This window comes from Antrihabitans spumae (assembly GCF_043944905.1).
GTDB lineage: Bacteria > Actinomycetota > Actinomycetes > Mycobacteriales > Mycobacteriaceae > Antrihabitans > Antrihabitans spumae.
On the sequence record NZ_JBIMSN010000050.1, the window covers coordinates 46,837 to 66,218 of the forward strand.

Annotated in this window: 21 protein-coding genes; 15 read left to right on the forward strand and 6 right to left on the reverse strand. The window is 63.9% G+C overall.

Annotation, left to right across the window (positions count from 1 at the left end):
- Positions 1 to 58 precede the first annotated feature (58 nt).
- The 9 genes from ACHIRB_RS11565 to ACHIRB_RS11605 all read left to right on the forward strand — a co-directional run bounded on the left by ACHIRB_RS11565 (position 59) and on the right by ACHIRB_RS11605 (position 9,506).
- Positions 59 to 532, forward strand: coding sequence for a Fur family transcriptional regulator (locus ACHIRB_RS11565; RefSeq protein ID WP_395124896.1), 474 nt, complete (start codon positions 59 to 61; stop codon positions 530 to 532).
- Position 533: 1 nt separating this feature from the next.
- A complete protein-coding gene (gene katG / locus ACHIRB_RS11570; protein WP_395124895.1) occupies positions 534 to 2,756 on the forward strand; it encodes a catalase/peroxidase HPI in 2,223 nt (740 codons plus the stop codon).
- A gap of 77 nt (positions 2,757 to 2,833) precedes the next feature.
- Positions 2,834 to 3,982: a GGDEF domain-containing protein gene (locus ACHIRB_RS11575; protein WP_395124894.1), complete on the forward strand. Its 1,149-nt coding sequence runs from the start codon at positions 2,834 to 2,836 to the stop codon at positions 3,980 to 3,982.
- Positions 3,983 to 4,029: 47 nt separating this feature from the next.
- Positions 4,030 to 5,688: a serine hydrolase domain-containing protein gene (locus ACHIRB_RS11580; RefSeq protein WP_395124893.1), complete on the forward strand. Its 1,659-nt coding sequence runs from the start codon at positions 4,030 to 4,032 to the stop codon at positions 5,686 to 5,688.
- A 6-nt stretch (positions 5,689 to 5,694) separates the two neighbouring features.
- The gene (locus tag ACHIRB_RS11585; RefSeq protein WP_395124892.1) at positions 5,695 to 6,087 is read left to right on the forward strand and encodes a response regulator; all 393 of its coding nucleotides are present in this window, start codon (positions 5,695 to 5,697) and stop codon (positions 6,085 to 6,087) included.
- Positions 6,075 to 6,365, forward strand: coding sequence for a winged helix-turn-helix domain-containing protein (locus tag ACHIRB_RS11590; RefSeq protein WP_395112520.1), 291 nt, complete (start codon positions 6,075 to 6,077; stop codon positions 6,363 to 6,365). The genes ACHIRB_RS11585 and ACHIRB_RS11590 overlap by 13 nt, the downstream gene beginning before the upstream one ends.
- On the forward strand, positions 6,362 to 7,417 hold the full coding sequence (locus ACHIRB_RS11595) for a HAMP domain-containing sensor histidine kinase (RefSeq protein ID WP_395124891.1): 1,056 nt from the start codon (positions 6,362 to 6,364) through the stop codon (positions 7,415 to 7,417). Before ACHIRB_RS11590 ends, ACHIRB_RS11595 begins: the two co-directional genes overlap by 4 nt.
- A 63-nt stretch (positions 7,418 to 7,480) precedes the next feature.
- On the forward strand, positions 7,481 to 8,206 hold the full coding sequence (locus tag ACHIRB_RS11600) for a YciI family protein (RefSeq protein WP_395124890.1): 726 nt from the start codon (positions 7,481 to 7,483) through the stop codon (positions 8,204 to 8,206).
- A gap of 67 nt (positions 8,207 to 8,273) precedes the next feature.
- A complete protein-coding gene (locus ACHIRB_RS11605; protein ID WP_395124889.1) occupies positions 8,274 to 9,506 on the forward strand; it encodes an RNA polymerase sigma factor in 1,233 nt (410 codons plus the stop codon).
- A 13-nt stretch (positions 9,507 to 9,519) separates the two neighbouring features.
- Here the strand turns inward: ACHIRB_RS11605 and ACHIRB_RS11610 are convergent, their stop codons facing one another.
- Positions 9,520 to 10,149: a dihydrofolate reductase family protein gene (locus ACHIRB_RS11610; protein WP_395112524.1), complete on the reverse strand. Its 630-nt coding sequence runs from the start codon at positions 10,147 to 10,149 to the stop codon at positions 9,520 to 9,522.
- Between the two features lie 41 nt (positions 10,150 to 10,190).
- A complete protein-coding gene (locus ACHIRB_RS11615; RefSeq protein WP_395124888.1) occupies positions 10,191 to 10,493 on the reverse strand; it encodes a putative quinol monooxygenase in 303 nt (100 codons plus the stop codon).
- A 76-nt stretch (positions 10,494 to 10,569) separates the two neighbouring features.
- On the opposite strand from ACHIRB_RS11615, the gene ACHIRB_RS11620 reads away from it, so the two are divergent.
- From ACHIRB_RS11620 to ACHIRB_RS11630, 3 genes are all read left to right on the forward strand, one after another.
- Positions 10,570 to 11,235, forward strand: coding sequence for a winged helix-turn-helix transcriptional regulator (locus tag ACHIRB_RS11620; protein WP_395124887.1), 666 nt, complete (start codon positions 10,570 to 10,572; stop codon positions 11,233 to 11,235).
- 298 nt (positions 11,236 to 11,533) lie between these two features.
- Positions 11,534 to 11,881 carry a PNPOx family protein gene (locus ACHIRB_RS11625; protein ID WP_395124886.1) on the forward strand — a complete coding sequence of 116 codons (348 nt, stop codon included), beginning with the start codon at positions 11,534 to 11,536 and terminating at the stop codon, positions 11,879 to 11,881.
- Between the two features lies 1 nt (position 11,882).
- Positions 11,883 to 12,338: a group II truncated hemoglobin gene (locus ACHIRB_RS11630; RefSeq protein WP_395112528.1), complete on the forward strand. Its 456-nt coding sequence runs from the start codon at positions 11,883 to 11,885 to the stop codon at positions 12,336 to 12,338.
- Here ACHIRB_RS11630 and ACHIRB_RS11635 read toward each other — a convergent pair.
- Positions 12,335 to 12,940, reverse strand: coding sequence for a TetR/AcrR family transcriptional regulator (locus ACHIRB_RS11635; protein ID WP_395112529.1), 606 nt, complete (start codon positions 12,938 to 12,940; stop codon positions 12,335 to 12,337). The genes ACHIRB_RS11630 and ACHIRB_RS11635 overlap by 4 nt on opposite strands.
- Before the next feature lie 105 nt (positions 12,941 to 13,045).
- Here ACHIRB_RS11635 and ACHIRB_RS11640 point away from each other — a divergent pair, with 105 nt between their 5' ends.
- Positions 13,046 to 13,903 (forward strand): SDR family NAD(P)-dependent oxidoreductase, encoded by an 858-nt coding sequence (locus ACHIRB_RS11640; RefSeq protein ID WP_395124885.1) that lies wholly within the window; start codon positions 13,046 to 13,048, stop codon positions 13,901 to 13,903.
- Here the strand turns inward: ACHIRB_RS11640 and ACHIRB_RS11645 are convergent.
- Together ACHIRB_RS11645 and ACHIRB_RS11650 are read right to left on the reverse strand one after the other, a co-directional pair.
- The gene (locus ACHIRB_RS11645; protein WP_395112531.1) at positions 13,897 to 14,274 is read right to left on the reverse strand and encodes a hemophore-related protein; all 378 of its coding nucleotides are present in this window, start codon (positions 14,272 to 14,274) and stop codon (positions 13,897 to 13,899) included. The genes ACHIRB_RS11640 and ACHIRB_RS11645 overlap by 7 nt on opposite strands.
- A gap of 46 nt (positions 14,275 to 14,320) precedes the next feature.
- Positions 14,321 to 15,697 carry a pyridoxal phosphate-dependent decarboxylase family protein gene (locus ACHIRB_RS11650; protein WP_395124884.1) on the reverse strand — a complete coding sequence of 459 codons (1,377 nt, stop codon included), beginning with the start codon at positions 15,695 to 15,697 and terminating at the stop codon, positions 14,321 to 14,323.
- A 99-nt stretch (positions 15,698 to 15,796) separates the two neighbouring features.
- Here ACHIRB_RS11650 and ACHIRB_RS11655 point away from each other — a divergent pair, with 99 nt between their 5' ends.
- A complete protein-coding gene (locus ACHIRB_RS11655; RefSeq protein WP_395124883.1) occupies positions 15,797 to 17,401 on the forward strand; it encodes a serine hydrolase in 1,605 nt (534 codons plus the stop codon).
- A 6-nt stretch (positions 17,402 to 17,407) separates the two neighbouring features.
- Here ACHIRB_RS11655 and ACHIRB_RS11660 read toward each other — a convergent pair whose 3' ends face one another.
- Positions 17,408 to 18,001, reverse strand: a complete 594-nt coding sequence (locus ACHIRB_RS11660; RefSeq protein WP_395124881.1) for a serine hydrolase domain-containing protein — start codon at positions 17,999 to 18,001, stop codon at positions 17,408 to 17,410.
- Here ACHIRB_RS11660 and ACHIRB_RS11665 point away from each other — a divergent pair.
- Complete coding sequence (locus ACHIRB_RS11665; RefSeq protein ID WP_395124880.1) at positions 17,904 to 19,382, forward strand: DUF2252 domain-containing protein; 1,479 nt, start codon at positions 17,904 to 17,906, stop codon at positions 19,380 to 19,382. The genes ACHIRB_RS11660 and ACHIRB_RS11665 overlap by 98 nt on opposite strands.

The window sequence follows — 19,382 nt, forward strand, 5'->3', positions numbered from 1 at the left end:
GGTGTCGGGAAACCTTGGACTCTTGACTTATCCCAGAATTGGGAGCTTGATTGGTCGGATGGCTCTGGCGTCGAACTACGTAGCGCAACTGCGCACGGCTGGCCTTCAGGTCACCGGCCCGCGGGTCGGGATCCTCGAGGCCGTCGGCGCGAACCCGCATGCCGACACGGTGACGATCTTCGCTGCCATTCGTCTCACCCAACCGGAGGTGTCCCGGCAGACCGTGTACGACGTGTTGAATGCGCTCACAAGCGCGGGTCTCGTGCGCCGGATCCAGCCCGCCGGGTCGGTCGCTCGCTACGAGTCGCGGGTCGGTGACAACCACCACCACGTCGTATGTCGAGCGTGTGGCGTCATCGCCGATGTCGATTGCGCCGTCGGCGCGGCGCCGTGTTTGACCCCATCCGAAAATGACGGTGGCGCAGTCGGTTTCGATATCGATGAGGCCGAAGTCATCTTCTGGGGTGTGTGCGCCGCATGCTCGACACCACAGGTTTCTGATCAGCCCAACAGCCCGAACCGGAGGGAATAACGTGCCCGATCGACCGCCCAACCCGAACGAACATTCCGAGAGTGTGAGCGAAAGCGAAAACCCGGTTATCGCGTCGCCGACGCCGAAGACCAATTTGCGACCGCGGACCAACGCGGACTGGTGGCCCGAGCAGGTCGATCTCGACGTCCTGTACGAGAACACCCATCGCTCCAGCCCGTACGCCGCCGACTTCGACTACGCCGAAGAGGTAAAGACACTCGACTTCGAAGCGCTGAAAAGCGATGTCATCGCGCTGATGACGGAATCACAGGATTGGTGGCCAGCCGACTACAACCACTACGGCGGACTGTTCGTCAGGATGAGCTGGCACGCGGCGGGCACCTACCGCGTCGCAGACGGTAGGGGTGGCGGTGGGCACGGCGCACAGCGCTTCGCACCGCTGAACAGTTGGCCGGACAACGCCAGCCTGGACAAGGCTCGTCGACTGCTGTGGCCGGTGAAGCAGAAGTACGGCAAGAAGATCTCCTGGGCCGACCTGCTGGTGTTCGCCGGCAACTGCGCCTACGAATCCATGGGCCTGGAGACGTTCGGTTTCGCATTCGGACGCGAAGACATCTGGGAACCAGAGCAGATCTTCTGGGGTCCGGAGGACACGTGGCTCGGCGACGAACGCTACAGCGACGAACGCGACCTGTCGGGTCCGCTCGGTGCCGTGCAGATGGGTCTCATCTACGTCAATCCCGAAGGGCCCAACGGTAATCCGGATCCGCTGAAGTCGGCGGTCGACATCCGCGAGACGTTCCGGCGGATGGCGATGAACGACGAGGAGACAGCAGCGCTCATCGTCGGTGGCCACACTGTCGGCAAGACGCACGGTGCCGGCCCGGCCGACGAGCACATCGGTCCGGAGCCGGAAGGTTGTCCTGTGCAGTTCCAGGGAATCGGCTGGAACTCCACCTTCGGCACCGGCGTCGGTAAGGATGCGATCACCAGTGGCCTCGAGGTCGTGTGGACGCCGACGCCGACCAAGTGGGACAACACGTATCTGGAGATGCTGTACGGCTACGAATGGGAGCTGACCGAAAGCCCCGCGGGTGCCAAACAGTGGACCGCCAAGGATGCCGACGCGATCATCCCGGACCCGTTCGACGGTCCGGCTCGCAAACCGACGATGCTGACCTCGGACCTGGCACTACGGGCCGATCCCGTCTACGAGCAGATCACGCGTCGCTGGCTGGAACATCCGGAGGAGATGACCGAGGCGTTCGGCAAGGCCTGGTACAAACTGCTGCACCGTGACATGGGACCGGCTTCACGCTTCGTCGGTCCGTGGGTTCCCGAGCAGCAGCTGTGGCAGGACCCGGTTCCCGCTGTCGATCACGAGTTGCTCGGCGACGCCGATGTCGAGGCCCTCAAGGCCAAGATCCTCGACTCGGGATTGTCTGTGCAGCAACTGGTTTCGACGGCCTGGTCGGCGGCGTCGAGCTTCCGCGGCACCGACCTCCGTGGCGGTGCAAACGGCGGCCGAATTCGTCTGGAACCGCAGAAGAGTTGGCAGGTCAACGATCCCGCTGAGCTGTCGGGTGCGCTTGCGACGCTGGAGCAGGTGCAGCAGGACTTCAACGGGTCGCTGTCTGATGGCAAGAAGGTCTCCTTTGCCGACGTAGTTGTGCTCGCAGGATCGGCGGCGATCGAGAAGGCCGCCAAGGATGCCGGACACGACGTCACGGTGCCGTTCGCGCCGGGTCGAACGGACGCGACGCAGGACGAGACCGATGTCGAGTCGTTTGCTTGGCTCGAGACGAACGCCGACGGGTTCCGCAACTATCTGCAGGAGGGTGAGAAGCAGCCTGCCGAGCGACTGCTGTTGGAGAAGGCCTACCGGCTGACGCTGACAGCGCCGGAGATGACGGTCCTCGTCGGCGGGTTGAGGGCGCTCGGCGCCAATCACAGTGGCACCAGGCACGGCGTCTTCACCGATCGGCCGGGACTCTTGACGAACGATTTCTTCAAGAACCTGCTCGACATGAATACGCAGTGGAAGGTGTCGGAGTCGACGGAGAACGTCTACGAGGGTCGGGATCGCAAGACCGGTGAGCCGAAATGGACTGCGACCGCGGTCGATCTCGTCTTCGGGTCGAACTCGATCCTGCGTTCGCTGGCAGAGGTTTACGCTCTTGCAGACGCCGACGAGAAGTTCGTTTCCGACTTCGTCGCGGCGTGGACCAAAGTGATGAACGCGGATCGGTTCGATCTCGACTGATCGGCACGTGGTTACGGCGTCCGGCGGGCTGAGCGCCCGTTGGGCGCCGTAGCGGCATCGAGACGAGAGGGCGCGCTATGAGCCGCGAATGGCTGGTAGTGGTCAATCTCGGATCGTTCGCGATGATCGGCATCGCACTGGTCTTCGTCGTGCTCTGGGCGATCGACCGAAGTCGGGTGCATGCACTCCTGTTCGCGGTGATGATCGCGCTGTACTTCGCGGGGAACCTGGTGCTGTCGGTGCACGCCGATATCGCGTTGCTGGCCTCGATCCACGGCATCATCTTTCCGATCGCGTTTCTAATACTCGTCGAAGGTCTGCTGCGGCGATCAGGTCAGCAGCTGGGGCGCACCAGCGCGATTGCATTTGCCGTCGTCCTGGCTGTCGTGGTCTGGTTCTTCGCCTACGTGACGCCACTGATGGTCGGGCGGATCATCGCGCAGAACCTTGGTGGCGGCGTGCTGCTTCTCTATGCGGCGCTCAGATTGCGTGCGTCCGCGAGGCGACTCGCTGATCGCGTAACCGTGACCGCAACAACAGTGTTGGGTCTCGCACTGTTCGTCAACGTGGCGCTTGCGCCGTTCTCCGAGGTGCCGCGTGAGATCACGACCGACGCCGAAATGGACGCCTATCTCGCGTCTCCACTGGAAATAGGCTTGATCGTTGCAAGTGCAGTCCTGCTTCCGGCGCTCCTCGTGACGCTGCTCGCAGTCACCATCGTCGACCTCGTTGCCGACCTGCGATATCAGCGCGATCGGGACGAACTCACCGGCCTGCTGAACAGGCGTGGGTTCATCGAACAAGCCCAACTGACTTTGAAACGAGCGCCGGTGAGCACGTTGATCCTGGCGGATCTCGACTTCTTCAAGGAGGTCAACGACGCGCTTGGCCACGCAGGCGGTGACCACGCGCTGGCGACCTTCGCGGGCGTACTTCGAACGGCACCCGATGTCGGTCAGGTTTCGGGCCGAATCGGTGGCGAGGAGTTCGCTGTGCTCTTGCCCGACAGCGAAGCGTGCGCAGCCATGGAGTTTGCGGAGTCGATTCGTGAACGTGTTGCAGCGACATCGATTTCGTACGGAGGAGCGACCACCACGCTCACAGCGAGCTTCGGTATCGCAACCGTCGAGCCGCTGATGTCGTTGCCCGCCTTGATGGACGCCGCCGACCGCGCGTTGTATGCGGCGAAAGCCAAGGGACGCAACTGCACGGCAGTCAAAGATTGATCGATTCGTTTATATCGGGTTCACAGGGTGGTCCGTACATTCGGGCCATGAATCGACACGGAGCAGCGTTGATCATCGGCGTGACAATGCTTGCGGGGGCTTGCACCGCCGACTCCGATTCCCCTGCGTCAGTGCCGCATCGGTCGATCGAGTGCTCGGAGACGGCGTCGGGATTCGATGCCTGGGCGGCGGCCGGGTTCAGCGGAACCATCGCCATCTCGACCGGCGGCATGCAGGACTGTTCGCTCGCCTACGGCAACACGACTGACACTGTGTTCAGCGTCGGGTCGATCACCAAATCCTTCACTGCCGCAGCCGTTTTCGCTCTCATCGACGACGGCAAGCTGTCGACCGAGGATCGGGCCGGCGACCTCGTTCCCGACCTCGGTGGACCTGTCGCCGACGCCACCGTTGCCCAGCTGTTGACCCACACGAGCGGGTTGACCGGCAACCATGGCAGCGACGAACAGCCCCTCGGACGCGACGAGGCACTGGCCGCGATCAGCAAGCTCGGAGTCGCCTTCGCGCCGGGTTCGGACGTGCTCTACTCCAACGCGGGCTACACGTTGCTTGCGCTGATCATCGAGGAGACATCCGGGATGTCCTACCGTGACTTCATGGTCACGAGGGTCCTTACTCTTCCGGACGGCCACATCGCGGGTGGGTTCTGGGACGGCAACCCGGCGGCACCGGGTCCTCGGGCGGTCGGGCTGCTCGACGACGGCTCGAGCGGTGCGACGGGAGACTTCGCCGGTCCACACTGGGCGCTGGACGGCAACGGTGGGTTGGCGATGACCACCCGCGATCTGGCTTCCTGGACTCACGCACTGTTCGCCGGGCAGGTGGTATCGCCGGACGCTGTGGAACGCATCAGCACTCCTGTGTTCGACGTCGGTGAGGGAAGGTCCGAGACACCCGGCTGGGTTGCGCTGAACGACACGGTGTTCGGTGAGCCTGGACTGGCCGCCGCTGGGGGAGGCGACAGCACAGGTCACAATGCAGTTGTGGTCTGGCTGCCGAGCAGTGAGCGGGTCGTCGCAATAGCGTCGAACACCGCGAAGGTGACGGCAGAGGAACTTCTTCGGGCGGTCGGCCCTGCCTTGGTCGCGGGCGACCCACTTCCCACACCCCGCGACGACGAGGTCGCCTTGGATTCGGGCGCGCTCGATGCCGTCGTCGGCCGCTACGAGCTCGACGCTGGCGGCTCGTTCGAGGTCTCTTCACGGGACGCGCGCTTGGTCGTCACGGCAGCCGGCACCGAGGCCGTGACAGCGTTGTTCCCGATTCCCGACGACATAGGTGCGTCGAGGGTCGCCGAGCACGAGGCGGACGTGCTGGCGCTGCTGGCCGGTGCGACCGACGAAGGTCGCGACGAGCGGAAGGCATTGGAAACAGACATCGGGACGCTCGACGACGTCGAACTCGCCGGAACGCTGTTCGACGACGGCGAACTCCGCACGTACGTGACCGTCACATCGGGTAACGAGACCGCTGTGGTCTGGTACGCCCTCGACGAGGAAGGCAGCGTCGCCGCGGTCGAGATCACCGACCGCCTGCCGTCTCGCTCGTTCGTCTCGACCACGGGCGGCTTTCGCCCCGACGAGCCAAGCGCATCCGAGCCGACGATCGCCTTCGACGACAACCGCATGACACTGTCGGGCCCGGATGGGGCGACAACAACCACGGCCGCCCGGTCGGCGCGCTGACCGATCATGCGGATACTGCTCGTCGAAGACGAAACCGCACTGGCGGAGGTGGTTGCCCTCGGTCTGCGGAACGAGGCCTACGCCGTCGATGTGGTCGGCACCCTCGCCGCTGCCGACGAGCTGCTGCGGATCGTCGACTTCGACGTCGCCTGCATCGATCTCGGACTACCCGACGGCGACGGTCTCGACTTGATTCGCCGCCTCGCCACCGACCCCGACCTCTGCAGGCCCCGCCGGATCATCGTGCTGACCGCCCGCGACGCGGTGACCGACAGGGTCGCCGGACTCGACGCCGGTGCGGACGACTATCTAGTAGAGCCGTTCGCGTTCCCGGAGCTGGTGGCCGGCTGCGCGCTCTCGGGCGGCGCCGCGACGGGCACGGTGCCGTGCTCGAAGTAGGTGACGTAACCATCGACGTCGCTACCCATCAGGTATGGCGGGCCGGCACCGAAGTGCCACTGACGGCAAGGGAATTCGCGCTGCTTCGCTACTTCATGCACCACCCCGGTGAGGTGCTGTCGCTCGGCGACCTGCTCGAGCACGTGTGGGACGCCAACGCCGACCCGTTCACGTCGTCGCCCCGAGTCATTCTGAGTCGGCTTCGCCGCAAACTCGGCACGCCCGCACCGATCGTGACGGTCACCAATGTCGGGTATCAGTTAGTGAGCCAGGCATGAAGCGGGTGTGGGGTTCGTTGCGAGTCCAGCTTGCCGTGTTCGGATTTCTGGCCATCTATCTGCCGCTTCTGCTCGTCGTGGCGGTGTCGGTCGCCGTCGAGGCGGAGGTTGTCGTCGGTTCCGCCGTCGCCGACGAGGCCGTCAGTCAACGGTCGCCATGGCTCACGATCACAGTCATCGCGTTGGGACCGGTCGCAGCCGTGTCGGCGTGGTGGTTGGCGGGTCGAGCCGTCCGGCCCATCGACCGAATCCGCCGGGTAGCCGAAGACATCGAAGGCTCCGACCTCGCCAGGCGGATCGGCCACCGACACGGCCCGACCGAGGTGGCCGCGCTGGCCGCCGCTTTCGACGCCATGCTCGACCGCCTGCAGCAGTCCGCTGACACACAGCGTCGACTTGTCGAAGAAGCCAGCCACGAACTCCGCACCCCGCTCGCCGTGGTGATCACCACTGCCGACGTCGTGCTAGCCCACCCCGAACCCACCGTCGACGCGTACCGCGAGAACACCGAACGTATGAAGGTCGCCGCCGAGCGGATGCATACCACCATCGACGCATTGCTGGCCGATGCCCGCAGCCGGGCCCGCACCCTCGATCGCCGACCGGCCGACCTCGCCGCGATCGCCCGCGATGTGGCCGACCAGGCACAGGCGTTGGCGCAGGCCAAGGCGGTGGACGTGTCGTTGATTGGACCGGCCGCCCTCACCTGCTCGGTCGACGAGGTGACGATGCGCCGCGCGTTGGCCAATCTTGTCGACAACGCGGTGCGGTTCGCGCCCGGTGACTCCACGGTCGCCGTGACCGTCACGGCGACCGCCACGCACGCCGCCGTCACGATCACCGACCATGGCCCTGGCATTCCCGCCGCCGACCAACCCCACATTCTCGAACGCTTCTGGACCAGCAGCGACGGGACCGGAACCGGACTCGGCCTGCCGATCGCCGATCACGTCGCCCGCGCCCATGGCGGCTACCTCACCGTTGTCTCGCCAGGATCGAGCGGCGCCGGCTGCGAGGTCACATTGGCCGTGCCCCGAGGTAGAGAAAGCTGATCGCCGTTCGTCGCTTTGGTAGGAGGGGTTCCGAACTTCTCCAACGAGCGGAAGGATGACGTCATGCACTACCTAGCGTTGCTGTTCGGACGGGAAGACGGCGGTCCAGAGGGCGAGCCGGGATCACCGGAGTTCGACGCCGAACTGGAGCGGTACGCCGCGTTCGAGGCGGCCGCCGGTGCCGCGATCGTTGGCGGTGTCGCGCTGTATCCGTCGGACACGGTTGTCAACGTGAGACATACAGCGGATGGGCCGCTGGTCACCGACGGGCCGTTCACCGAGCAGGCGGAGGTCGTCGGCGGATTCACGGTGTTCGAGAACGAGAACCTGGACGACTGCCTCGAGCTCGTTCGCAAAATCCCCGCCGCAGCGGACGGTTTCGTCGAGGTGTGGCCGATGTCGGAGTACATGCAGGTAGCTGGGCCGCAGGCGGACTGGTGGCTTGCATTGCTTCTCGAGCCGCCCGGCGACGTCGTTGCTCCCGGCACTCCGGAGTGGGATGCGGGTGCGGCCGAACACATTCGGTTCGGCGAGCAGGTCGGCGACGTGATCCGCGGCGGTGGATCGCTGCACCTACCCGACTCGGTGACTACGGTCCGCGTGCGGGATGGCGAGACCCTGTTCACCGATGGGCCGTTCGCGGAATCCGCTGAGGTCGCGAACGGTCTGTACATGTTCGCGGCGCCGGATCGTGCCGCCGCCGTTGCGATTGCGGTCCAGATTCCGTTGGGGGAGAGGGGTCGGCTGGAGTTGCGTCAGATCGTAGATTTGGAAGTGGCGGCCGAGTGAGCATCGCAGGTGCCCCCAGAGCGCCGAGGAGCGGAGCGACGCCAGAACCGACCGTCGAGGCGTAAATATGACCGTGCCAGGCCCGGCCGACGTCGATGTGGTCTATCGCGCCGAGTTCGGTCGGGCCTTGGCTACCGTCGCACGGTTCGTCGGTGACGTCGATGTCGCCGAGGACGCGGTGCACGAGGCGTTCGCCGATGCTTTGCGCACCTGGCCGAATCGCGGTTTGCCGTCGAATCCGGGTGCATGGATAACCACGGCTGCCCGCAACCGGGCTCTGGACCGGCTTCGGCGCGAATCGACAAGAGCTGTAAGGGAAACCGATGCAGTTCTGCTTGCACCACCGAGTGAGGAGGTCGAGGTGGTTACTGTCGCGGACGACCAGTTGCGAATGATCTTCATGTGCTGCCATCCGGCGCTTTCGACGGAGTCTCGGGTTGCGTTGACGCTTCGGCTCGTGTGCGGCTTGCGGACCTCGGAGATTGCTCGAGCGTTCCTGCAGCCGGAACATACTGTTGCGCAACGGCTCACGCGGGCGAAGTCGAAGATCCGGCAGGCGAACATCCCGCTTCGCGTACCGCCTGCGCACCTGCTGCCCGAACGAACTTCCAGCGTGCTCTCCTGTATCTATCTGGTGTTCACCGAAGGCTACTTCGCGACATCTGGACCGTCCGCAGTGCGAGACGAGTTGTGCGACGAAGCGATTCGGCTCGGTAAGTTGTTCTGCGCTTTGCTGCCGGACGAGTCGGAGGCGCGCGCCTTGCTTGCCTTGATGCTGCTCAACAACAGTCGTCGAGCGCAACGAAGCGTCGACGGTGAGTTGGTGCCGCTCGAAGAGCAGGATCGCTTGCAGTGGGACCGGTCCGCTATCCGGGCAGGACTGCGTTGCCTTGTCTCGGCCGCCGCCGATGGTGCTGGGCCGTATCTTGCGCAGGCGAGAATCGCGGGTGCGCACGCAATCGCTCCGACCTGGACCGAGACCGATTGGCATGCAGTCGTTTCCGGCTACGACGAGCTGTTGCGCTATTCGTCGTCGCCTGCGGTTCTCGTCAATCGTGCGGTTGCGGTTGGCTTCCGGGACGGGTTCGACGCGGGCCTTGCAGCGTTGGACGAGGTGTCCGAACATCCGCGGCTGGCGGGATCGCACATTGTCGTCGCCACTCGGGCTGACCTTCTTCGCCGAGCCGGACGCCACGAGGAGGCGCTCGGGTACTACCGCGATGCGCTGGCTACGGCAGGCACCGACCAGGTGCGCAGATTCCTACAGCGTCGGTTGGACGAACTGTCGGCAGGCAGTTGAGTCGACGCGCCTATCATTCGTCCATCGAAGCGGCAGTGGCCGTTTCGTAGCGAGGACGTCCGTTTGGCCGGTACGTCTGCAGCGCAACACCTTTTGTCGTCGTCCGAGATTCGACGAATTCGAGTGCGGTGTCGAGGCCCTGTTCGGGAAACAGTCGGGTGCCTTGGCCGACGATGACCGGGCAGACGATCAGGCTGAGCTCGTCGACGAGGTCGTTGTCGAGCAACCACCGGACCAGTTTGCCGCTACCGTGCACCTGTAGCTCGCCACCGGGCTCGGCCTTCAAAGCGCCTATCGCGGCCTTGGTGTCGCCGGTGAGGACGGTCGAGTTCGTCCAGTGCGGGTCGGTCAGTGTCGTTGACGTGACGTATTTTGGTCGCGAATTCAGTGCTTTGGCAACAGGATTCATGTCCGGATCCGGAACCTGACCCCAGGATCCGGCAAACAGTTCGAAGGTCGTTCTGCCGAACAGGAATGCGTCGGCGCGTCGATAGATCCCGTTGAGGATCGTCGTTGCTTCGTCGTCGAACATCGGCATCACCCAGCCGCCGCGTTCGAAGCCTCCTCTGCGGTCCTCGTCGGGTGCGCCGAGTCCCTGCATGACTCCGTCTACGGTAACCATCGTGGTGGTCGTGAGCTTCATGATCGCGATTCCCTTCTCGTTGGTGTTGCGTTCGCGGTGTTTCAGGTCTTGCCTTTCCCGGACAGTGGCCGCACCTCGGCGATGTCGTATTCCTCCACCGATACCGACAGCATGGCCTCGCCTTGATCGCTACCTGGGCCGGTTCGACGGAACGTGTCGAGTGTCTGTTGCGAGCTCCAGCGCTCGTAGATGTTGATACGACCTGGATCGACGAGGTCGGCGCTGATCGCGATGTCGAGGCAGCCGTCCGCCTCGCGAGCCTGTTCGACGATGATCACGCACCCCTCGAGGTACGACGCGCGCTGCGTCGGTTCGACGGTGATGTGTCCCGCAACGATGATCATCGGTCGGCTCCTGTCCGGTATACTTGTTTCAGACAAGCACACTTGCTTGAATGCAGCAAGCGGGTAGGGTGAGGGGATGCGTACACGTGAGTACGGCCAGTTCTGCGGGCTTGCACGCGCGGCGGAGGTCGTCGGTCAGCGGTGGACGATCCTCGTTCTTCGCGATCTGTTCGTCGGTCCGCGGCGCTACTCCGACCTGATCGCCGGGCTGCCCGGGATGCCGACCAACGTACTTGCCAGTCGACTCAAGGAGCTCGAAGACGACGGCCTCGTGGTGCGCGAGGTGTCTGGTCGGTCCGTGGTCTACCGGGTAACTCCGAGAGCCGACGAGCTCAGGGCAGCATTCGACGCCTTGGCTCGGTGGGGAGCGGCCGGTATGCGTGAGCCACGCGAGAGTGAAGTTGTCACCGACGCGTCGTTGGTCGGCTCGTTACGTGTTGCCGGACAAGGCGGTTCGCGTCCCCGTCGACGAGGATCGGTGACCTACGAAGTGCGGGTCGGCCCTGCTGCTGCGCACGCAACGGTCACGAGGGGAGAGATCGTGGTGCAACCGGGTGCGCATCCAGCTCCCGACCTCGTCGTGGTCGGAGGTCCGGGCTTTCGTGATGTGCTCGCCGGAGTCCTCGGCCCCGACGCCGCTCTGCAGACAGGGGCGGTCGAGCTGATCGGGGACGAATCCCTCTTTGCAGATTTCGTTGCCACGTTCAAGGTGCCCTACAGCGAAACGCTGCCGATCGCCTGAGTAGCCGAAATCCGGTGTCATCGGACTTCGCTGCGGAGTGAGGGTGCCATTGACATCGTTCCGCGGGGGTAGGGGGACCCCGGCGCCGTCGGAGTAGGGCTGGTTGCCTGACTTTGTGTGATTGCACTCGGAATCCGAGAGCAATCACACAGGATCTGTCCTCGACGTTGGCCAACTCCACAGCTACACCATCACCACCCCGACCGGGCATCAGCACCGCTCGACAGCGCCGCCGCTACCGCTGCCGCTCCCACTGCGAGACGATGGTTCCGACATCGCTGCCGCCTAGTCTGGACGTATGAATACGTTCCAGAAGGTCGCTGCGCTTACCAACAAGGTTGTGGTCGCTGTACTGGACCTGCCCGTAATCGGCAAACTTGCGGGCAAATCGATGACCGTCATCACCTACACGGGGCGCAAGTCCGGCAAGACGTTCAGCCTTCCGGTCGGGTTCACGCAGAAGGGCAACGTGCTGAGCATCGGCGTCGCGTTCCCGGAGAAGAAGAACTGGTGGCGCAACTTTCAAAACGACGGTGACAAGCTGACGGTGGCGCTGCATGGCGTCGATCGCACCGGACACGCGGTCAGTCGCCGCAACGACAAAGGTCAGGTGTCGGTTCGGGTGTCACTCGACGCGACGAGCTGAGATGGAGACCGTGTACGACGCGGCAGGCGGGTCGGACGGGCTAAGTGCTCTCGCCCACGCCTGGCACGTCCGCGTGATCGCCGACGACGTGGTCGGCCATGCGTTCAGTCATGGCTTTCATCCCGACCACACAGCTCGACTGGCCGCCTATTGGGCGGAGGCACTCGGCGGGCCTGCGACGTACTCGCAGGATTTCGGCGACGAAACCGCCGTCGTGCGAATGCACAGCGGGAACGGCCCACACGACGAGATGGACCGCCGCGCAATCGAATGTTTCGACTTGGCGCTCCGCGACGTCGGCATCGCCGAAGGCACGCGTGTGCATCGAACGCTTCTCGACTATTTCGCTTGGGCGACAACAACTACGATGGCGCGCTACCACCGATCGGCGGACGATGTGCCGAGCGGACTGCGAATACCGCACTGGTCGTGGGACGGCCTCGTCGCCGACGATTAGCGAGCGCGAATGCCATCGAGCACCGAATCGACGATCCCGTTTGTGTAGGTCGAGTTCAACGGTCCGCTTCGCTGCAGCCAACGATTCAGTAGCGGCCCCCAGATCAGATCGATTGCGATATCGAGATCTAACGCCGGTGACAGTTGCCCCGCGTCCTGAGCCGCTTGCAGTCGGCGTCTTTTGACCTCTCGCATCGGTGTCTCCAGCCATTCCGCGTACTGCGCGGCGAGTGTGTCGTCGTTCGATATCGCGGTGTTGAGAGCCCGCATCGGGACGTCGTACATCGGGTCGTTCAGTTCGTCGGCCGTCGCTGCGAGAACAGCTTTCAGATCGGATTCGATGTCGCCGGTATCGGGGAGGGCAGCCAACTCGGCGCCCTTCTCGTTCATCGCGACGAACGAATCGAACAACACCGCACCTTTCGACGGCCACCATCGATAGATGGTTTGCTTGCCGACCCCCGCGCGGGCAGCGATCGCTTCGATGGTCATCTTCTCGTAGCCGACTTCGCGAACGAGGTCGGTTGCCGATTCCAAGATTGCCAGTCGCGAGCTTTCGCTCCGCCGTCGCGCGTCCGCAGATCGACCGTCTGTCTCCTTCATGCCCAAAACCTACACGAAACGAGACGGTCCGTCTTGACAGTTTGAGCAGCGAGAGTCCATGCTGAACGACGAGACGAGACGACCCGTCTCGCAAAGGAGGCAGTGATGACTGTTCAGCGTTCGTGGTTGATCACCGGTGGTTCTCGTGGCCTCGGTCGCGCGTTCGTTTCGGCTGCGCTCGACGCAGGCGACCGCGTGGCTGCGTTTGCTCGCTCGACCGCAGAGCTTCGTGAACTTGCCCGACCGACGGGTGGTGCACTCGTTGTGTTCGACGTCGACGTGACGGATCGTGAAGCTGTAATCAGTGCAGTCACCGAGGCGCACAACGAATTAGGGCACATCGATGTCGTCGTCAACAACGCGGGAAACATCTCTATAGGCATGGTCGAAGAGTTCACCGAAGCGCAAGCCCGAGCACAGTTCGAAACGAACTTCTTCGGCGCGCTCTGGGTGAGCCAGGCAGTCCTCCCCTACCTGCGTGCCCAACGCAGCGGCCACATCATCCAGATATCGAGCATCGGAGCGCTGGCGAGCGCGCCGACCACCGGCCTGTACAGCGCGAGCAAAGCCGCGCTGGCAGCCATGAGCGATTCGTTGGCTCTCGAGGTCGCAGCTTTCGGAATTGCCGTCACAGTCGTCGAACCCGGCGGGTACTGGACGGACCTCTACCACGCGATGACGTCGACGGACCCGATGCCGACCTACGATCAGATTCGCGACGCGATCACGCAGCAGTGGGATGGCGAATCCGTCGACAGCGCACCGGAATTGGCTGCATCGGCCTTGCTGAAACTGGTGAATGCCGAAACCCCGCCACGGCGACTCCTTCTCGGCGGCACCGCATTCGACGCAGCTGCGATGATCGCCGAAAGTCGACGGGCGGAATACAGCTCGTGGGAAGCCGTCAGTCGTGCTGCGGAGTCTGCGATACCGGAACCGCAGACTCCGGGCCTACGTCAGTAGCTACTGCAGCTATCGGCGATGGACTGAATCACAGGGCGCGCCTGCTCGGCTTCCAAGCTGTTCGCGAGCTGCTCGGCTCGCCCGCTCATCCCCGGATTGGCGGCCAGGTAGGCGTCGATTGCCATCCGCCGCTGATCGACGGGCAGGTCGAAGAGCACGGCGAGCTGCGCCTTCTGCTCCGGCATCTGGTCGAGTTGTGCCGCGACATCTGGTGCGCGGTCGTGCAGTGCCGCATCGATCTGGCCGAAGTTGCAGGTCGAGTTCAGTAGCGGATCGAAGATGTCTGTCGGAACCGCAGAGGCAGTCGTGGGTGCAAGCAGCAACACTCCGCCCGCCATCGCTCCGATCAACGTCGTTTTGAGTGGTTTCATACCTTCGGATTGACCGAGATCGACTTCGGTAAACGTCGCAAACCACTCAAATCTGCCGCGCAGCCCTCGCGATGGCATCGGCCGAGCGGTCGATATCGGCGTCCGTTGTCGCCCAATTCGACACCGATATGCGCAGCACGTACTCGTTGTTCCAGGTGGTGCCACCGAGCCAGCAGGTTCCATCGCGCTGGATGGCGACAACAGCTGCTCGGTTCGCGTCGTCTCCTCCGGGTAGTCGCACGAGCACTTGATTGAGGACGACGTCGTTAAGGACGTCCGCGCCCGGCAACCGAGCCAAGCTATCTGCCATTCGACGAGCTTGCGCGCAGTTTCGCGAGATCAGGTCGGCGACGCCCGCACGGCCGAGTGATCGGATCGCTGCGTACACCGGGACCGCACGAGCACGTCGCGAACTTTCAGGTACGTAGTTCGTGTTGTTGCGCTGACCGGGATCGACAACGAGATACGGCCCCGCGAGGCCCATGGCGGCGACATGAGCGTCGGGATCGGCAACGATTGCCATTGCCCCGTCGTACGGAACGTTCAACCATTTGTGCGCGTCGACAGCCCAGGAGTCCGCTCGTTCGACGCCGCGCGTCAGATGACTCGTCGACGGCGAGGCAGCGGCCCATAAGCCGAAGGCGCCATCGACGTGCAGCCACGCATCGTGAGCGGCACAGGCGTCGGCTATTCGAGCGAAGGAGTCGAAAGCGCCCGTTGCCACGTTCCCGGCTTGCGCGCATACGATCGCCGGACCCTCCCCTCCGGCCAGAGCAGCGCTGAGCGCGTCGGGTTCCATTCGTCCCTGATCATCGGTGGCAATGCGCACCGCGGTGTCGGCGCCGAGCCCGAGCAGCCGCAGTGCCGTGTAGATGGTGGCGTGCGCTTGCTCGCCGCACAGGATCCGAATCGAAGGCGCGCCCATCAGCCCGTGCTTACCGACGTCCCACCCTGTTCTTGCAAGGACTGCATGGCGCGCGGCGGCCAGGCAGGTGGTGTTGGCGCCTTGGCCACCGGTGACGAAGCCGACGCTCGCTGTCTCGGGCAGTCCGAGCAAGTCGAGCAACCACGCAGAGGTGATCTCTTCGATTGCGGCGGCAGCGGGGGAGAGGGCATGGAACGCGGCGCACTGATCCCACGCGGAGACGACCCAGTCCGCGGCCAAGGCTGCGGGGAGCGCACCGCCGATGACGAAGCCGAAATGTCGGGGACCGGAACTCGCGACAAGGCCCGGATCGGCACCGGCAACAAGCGCGTCGATGACAGCAGCAGGGTCCTCGCCGCGTTCCGGCAACGGCCCGCCGAGAAAGTCGCGGACACCGTCGGCGTCGGTTCGGGCGGCAACGGGGCGCTCGTCGAGTGTGTCGAGGAATGCCTGCGCATGCGCGGCGGCAGTGGCGAGTCCTGCTGTGCGATCACCCATAACCAAACAGTAGAACGACCTGCGGAATCGCATGTGCCGGAACCGTTGCGGAGCTACGATTTTCTGCAGACGGGGGACCTCAGACAGCAGGGAGTTCCGATGAAACACTCAGCATCGAGGCGCCGTGGGCGCGCTGCCGGTGCGGTCCTTACCGCCGCCGTTCTTGCAGCCGGTTGTTCGTCCGGATCGTCGGGATCATCGGACGAATTCTCACTCGACACCCCGACCTCGATCGGTGAATCGCCGAGTGTGATTGCCGGCGTTGCATTTCCCGACGACAGTGTCAACCGAGCCGTGGCCAGGCTCGACGATCTCGCCGAGCAGGTGATGGGCAATTCGGGTATTCCCGGTATGGCCATCGCTGTGGTTCATGGCGGAAAAGTGCTCTACGCCAAAGGATTCGGTGTCCGAGACATCGAGAAAGGCGACAAGGTCGACGCGGACACCGTCTTTCAGGTCGCTTCGGTCTCGAAGTCGGTGTCGGCGACGGTTGTTGCCAGCGAGGTCACCAAAGGCGATGTCTCGTGGGATTCCAAGGTCAAGGAGTTGATGCCCAACTTCTCCCTCGCTGATCCATGGGTCTCGGACAACGTGACCGTCGGCGACGGCTTCTCCCACCGCACAGGGCTTCCCGGCGCTGCCGGTGACAAGCTGGAGGATCTCGGCTTCGACCGTCAGTACATCCTCGACCACCTGCGGATGCACCAGTTGAACCCCTTCCGGATCACGTACAACTACGCCAACTACGGCCTCACCATGGGCGCAGAGGCTGTGGCGACGAAGGCAGGAAAGGAGTGGGCGGATCTGGCCGAAGAAGCAATCTACAAGCCACTCGGCCTCGACTCCACGAGTTCACGGCACTCCGACTTCCTCACCCGGAGCAACCGCGCGACGCTGCACCAGAAGGTCGACGGCCGTTTTGTTCACGACCTCGACCGTGACGCGGATCCGCAAGCTCCCGCGGGTGGCGTCAGCTCATCGGTGAACGATCTGGCCAAATGGCTGCTGATGGTTCTCGGAAACGGCACCTACGAGGGCAAGCAGATCTACTCGCCCGAATCGTTCCTGCCCGCAATCTCGCCGCAGGTTGTCGCCCACCCACCGTCGACGCCCGAATCACGAGCCTCCTTCTACGGTTTCGGCTACAACGTCAACACGTCGCCTGCCGGTCGAACCGGCTTCAATCACTCCGGTGCGTTCCTGTCCGGCGCGGCCACGAATATCCTTGCCCTACCGTCGGCCGACGTCGCCATCGTGACCCTCACGAACGCGTGGCCGATCGGAGTTCCTGAGATCGTGAACGAAAGCTTCTCCGATCTCGTGCAATTCGGTTCGATCACGGAGGACTTTACCGCCCTGTTTACCAAGGTGCTCGGGCCGATTACCGTGCCGGACGGTTCGCTGGTCGGAAAGTCCGCTCCCACCAACCCCGCTCCCGCCAAACCGCTGTCGGAGTACGCAGGCACGTACGCCAACGACTACTACGGACCCGCGACGATCTCGGAGAAAGACGGTGCCCTCGTCCTCGGACTTGGCCCGGCAGGTCAAACCTTCCCACTGAAGCATTGGGACGGCGATACCTTCACCTTCACGCTGCTCACCGAAAACGCCGCGCCGGGAACGATTTCGAAGGCCACCTTCGACGGGGGTCGGCTCAATCTCGAGTACTACGACGCCGAGAAGATGGGGACGTTCGTTCGCTAGATCGGGTCAGGCCGGCGGGCGGTTGGGCACAAGCATCGTTGCGATCTCCGTGCCCGCCGGCATCGCGTTGTTGGTGTTCGGATCGGGAGTGTTCTGCCCGAGGGTGACATAAACGATGACCAGGGTCTTCGTCTCGGAGTCGTGGAACACTGCTCCGTGATACCCGCCGTACGAGGGATTCGAAATGATCCAGGCGTTGTCGTGCAGGACGCCGTAAGCGAAGAATTTGTCCTTCGTGAACGGTCCGATTCCAGCGGTGGACGGACCCAGCATGGCCGTGGACTGTTCTTTCGACAGCAGCGTGCCGTCGGTCAGCGCACGCATCCAGGTTGCGACATCCGCCACGGTGGTGTTCATGTTGCCGCTGTGCAGAAATGCCGTCGGATTCCAGAAGGTGGAGTCTTCGAACATGCCACGCTCGTTTGTGTAGCCGTGCAGGATCGGCCCGCTCATCTGCGAATTCAGCACTGGGTGCGTGTCTTTCATCTGCAGTGGGTCAAGGATGCGCGTCTGGAGCAACTCACCCAACGTCTTGCCGGTCGCCTTCTGCAAGACCTCGCCGACGGATCCTCGTATCGGCGGCCACGTCGTGGTAACCACCGCCGATGGCAACGACTACGCGTCGCTGCGGCGTCGCGCGGTACCGCGGGAAGAGCGTTACCTGCTCGGAAAAACGATGCGTAAACGAACACCGCGATCGGCACTCGGAGAATGGCGAACCGAAAACGATCGGCCGAATGTTCTTGCGTCGATAAAAGAATCCCATATGGGAAGAATCGATTCTCTGGTTCCCGTGCGGGTCGGGCGAATGGTTGCCTCGCCGTACGGCTTTCTTCGTGGCTCGGCGATCGTAATGGCCCACGACCTGGCAGCACTGCCCGCGACAGGGATTCGGCCGGTGATCTGTGGCGACGCGCACCTCGGCAACTTCGGCTTCTACGCGTCGCCCGAGCGGGACCTCGTGCTCGACCTCAACGACTTCGACGAGGCCCATCCTGGCGGCTGGGAGTGGGACGTGCGTCGGCTCACCGCAAGCATCTGGATCGCAGGTAGGCAGAACTCGGCAACCGAAGAGGAGTGCGCGAGCGCCGTCGAATCCTGTGTTGCCATGTATCGCAAGCACATTCGTTGGCTCGCCGGTCAACCGCTCCTGACGCGGTCGTTCGAACGGCTCGACCGCGATCGCCTCCAGACGACGGCGTCGGACAAGTCGCTACGGCACGAGATCGAGCGGTCGGCCCGACGCGCGCGGCGGCGGGTCAGCGATCGCGCGCTGCCACGGTTCACCGAACAGGACGCAGGTAGTCGCAGAATCGTCACCGAGCCGCCGCTGATCACACGGTTGGACACTGCCGAAGCCGACAGTCTTGCCGTCGGTCTGGACGAATACCTCGCGACTTTGCCGAGTCACTGGCGCCGGGTACTGAGCGGCTACACCCTCGTCGATGTCGCGCACAAGGTCGTCGGGGTCGGCAGTGTCGGCCTGCGCGCGTACGTCGCACTGTGCGAGGGCAGTAGCCCCGACGACGTCGTCTTCCTCCAACTCAAACAGGCAAGACGGTCGGTGGTAGCGCCGTTCGTGCACGGTGAATCCGCGTGGCACGACCACCAGGGTCGACGCGTTGTCGAGTATCAGCAGGCCTTGCAGACGGTCAGTGACCCGCTGCTCGGTTGGACCACGGTCGACGGTCGCCAGTACTACGTACGTCAGTTCCGGAACATGAAGGGCGCCATCGCAATAGACCACCTGACGCCGGCTGCCCTGACCGACTACGCCGGAATCTGCGGTCGGCTGCTCGCAAAAGGACACGCACGAACGAGCGGGGCGTCCATGATCGCCGGATATGTCGGCGGGTCCGACAAGCTCGAGGTTGCGCTGCGCCGCTTCGCCCGCGCCTACGCCGACCAGACCGAGATCGATCACGGCCTCATGGTCGACGCTGTCAGGCGCGGTGAGTTGCCGTGCAAGCCGATCGATTAG

Excerpts from the sequence above, each read along its gene's own strand:
- ACHIRB_RS11565 (WP_395124896.1), top strand. The coding sequence starts at position 59 with ATGGCTCTGGCGTCGAACTACGTAGCGCAACTGCGCACGGCTGGCCTT.
- ACHIRB_RS11575 (WP_395124894.1), top strand. The coding sequence starts at position 2,834 with ATGAGCCGCGAATGGCTGGTAGTGGTCAATCTCGGATCGTTCGCGATG.
- ACHIRB_RS11580 (WP_395124893.1), top strand. The coding sequence starts at position 4,030 with ATGAATCGACACGGAGCAGCGTTGATCATCGGCGTGACAATGCTTGCG.
- ACHIRB_RS11585 (WP_395124892.1), top strand. The coding sequence starts at position 5,695 with ATGCGGATACTGCTCGTCGAAGACGAAACCGCACTGGCGGAGGTGGTT.
- ACHIRB_RS11595 (WP_395124891.1), top strand. The coding sequence starts at position 6,362 with ATGAAGCGGGTGTGGGGTTCGTTGCGAGTCCAGCTTGCCGTGTTCGGA.
- ACHIRB_RS11600 (WP_395124890.1), top strand. The coding sequence starts at position 7,481 with ATGCACTACCTAGCGTTGCTGTTCGGACGGGAAGACGGCGGTCCAGAG.
- ACHIRB_RS11605 (WP_395124889.1), top strand. The coding sequence starts at position 8,274 with ATGACCGTGCCAGGCCCGGCCGACGTCGATGTGGTCTATCGCGCCGAG.
- ACHIRB_RS11610 (WP_395112524.1), bottom strand. The coding sequence starts at position 10,149 with ATGAAGCTCACGACCACCACGATGGTTACCGTAGACGGAGTCATGCAG.
- ACHIRB_RS11615 (WP_395124888.1), bottom strand. The coding sequence starts at position 10,493 with ATGATCATCGTTGCGGGACACATCACCGTCGAACCGACGCAGCGCGCG.
- ACHIRB_RS11620 (WP_395124887.1), top strand. The coding sequence starts at position 10,570 with ATGCGTACACGTGAGTACGGCCAGTTCTGCGGGCTTGCACGCGCGGCG.
- ACHIRB_RS11625 (WP_395124886.1), top strand. The coding sequence starts at position 11,534 with ATGAATACGTTCCAGAAGGTCGCTGCGCTTACCAACAAGGTTGTGGTC.
- ACHIRB_RS11630 (WP_395112528.1), top strand. The coding sequence starts at position 11,883 with ATGGAGACCGTGTACGACGCGGCAGGCGGGTCGGACGGGCTAAGTGCT.
- ACHIRB_RS11635 (WP_395112529.1), bottom strand. The coding sequence starts at position 12,940 with ATGAAGGAGACAGACGGTCGATCTGCGGACGCGCGACGGCGGAGCGAA.
- ACHIRB_RS11640 (WP_395124885.1), top strand. The coding sequence starts at position 13,046 with ATGACTGTTCAGCGTTCGTGGTTGATCACCGGTGGTTCTCGTGGCCTC.
- ACHIRB_RS11645 (WP_395112531.1), bottom strand. The coding sequence starts at position 14,274 with ATGAAACCACTCAAAACGACGTTGATCGGAGCGATGGCGGGCGGAGTG.
- ACHIRB_RS11650 (WP_395124884.1), bottom strand. The coding sequence starts at position 15,697 with ATGGGTGATCGCACAGCAGGACTCGCCACTGCCGCCGCGCATGCGCAG.
- ACHIRB_RS11655 (WP_395124883.1), top strand. The coding sequence starts at position 15,797 with ATGAAACACTCAGCATCGAGGCGCCGTGGGCGCGCTGCCGGTGCGGTC.
- ACHIRB_RS11665 (WP_395124880.1), top strand. The coding sequence starts at position 17,904 with ATGCGCGTCTGGAGCAACTCACCCAACGTCTTGCCGGTCGCCTTCTGC.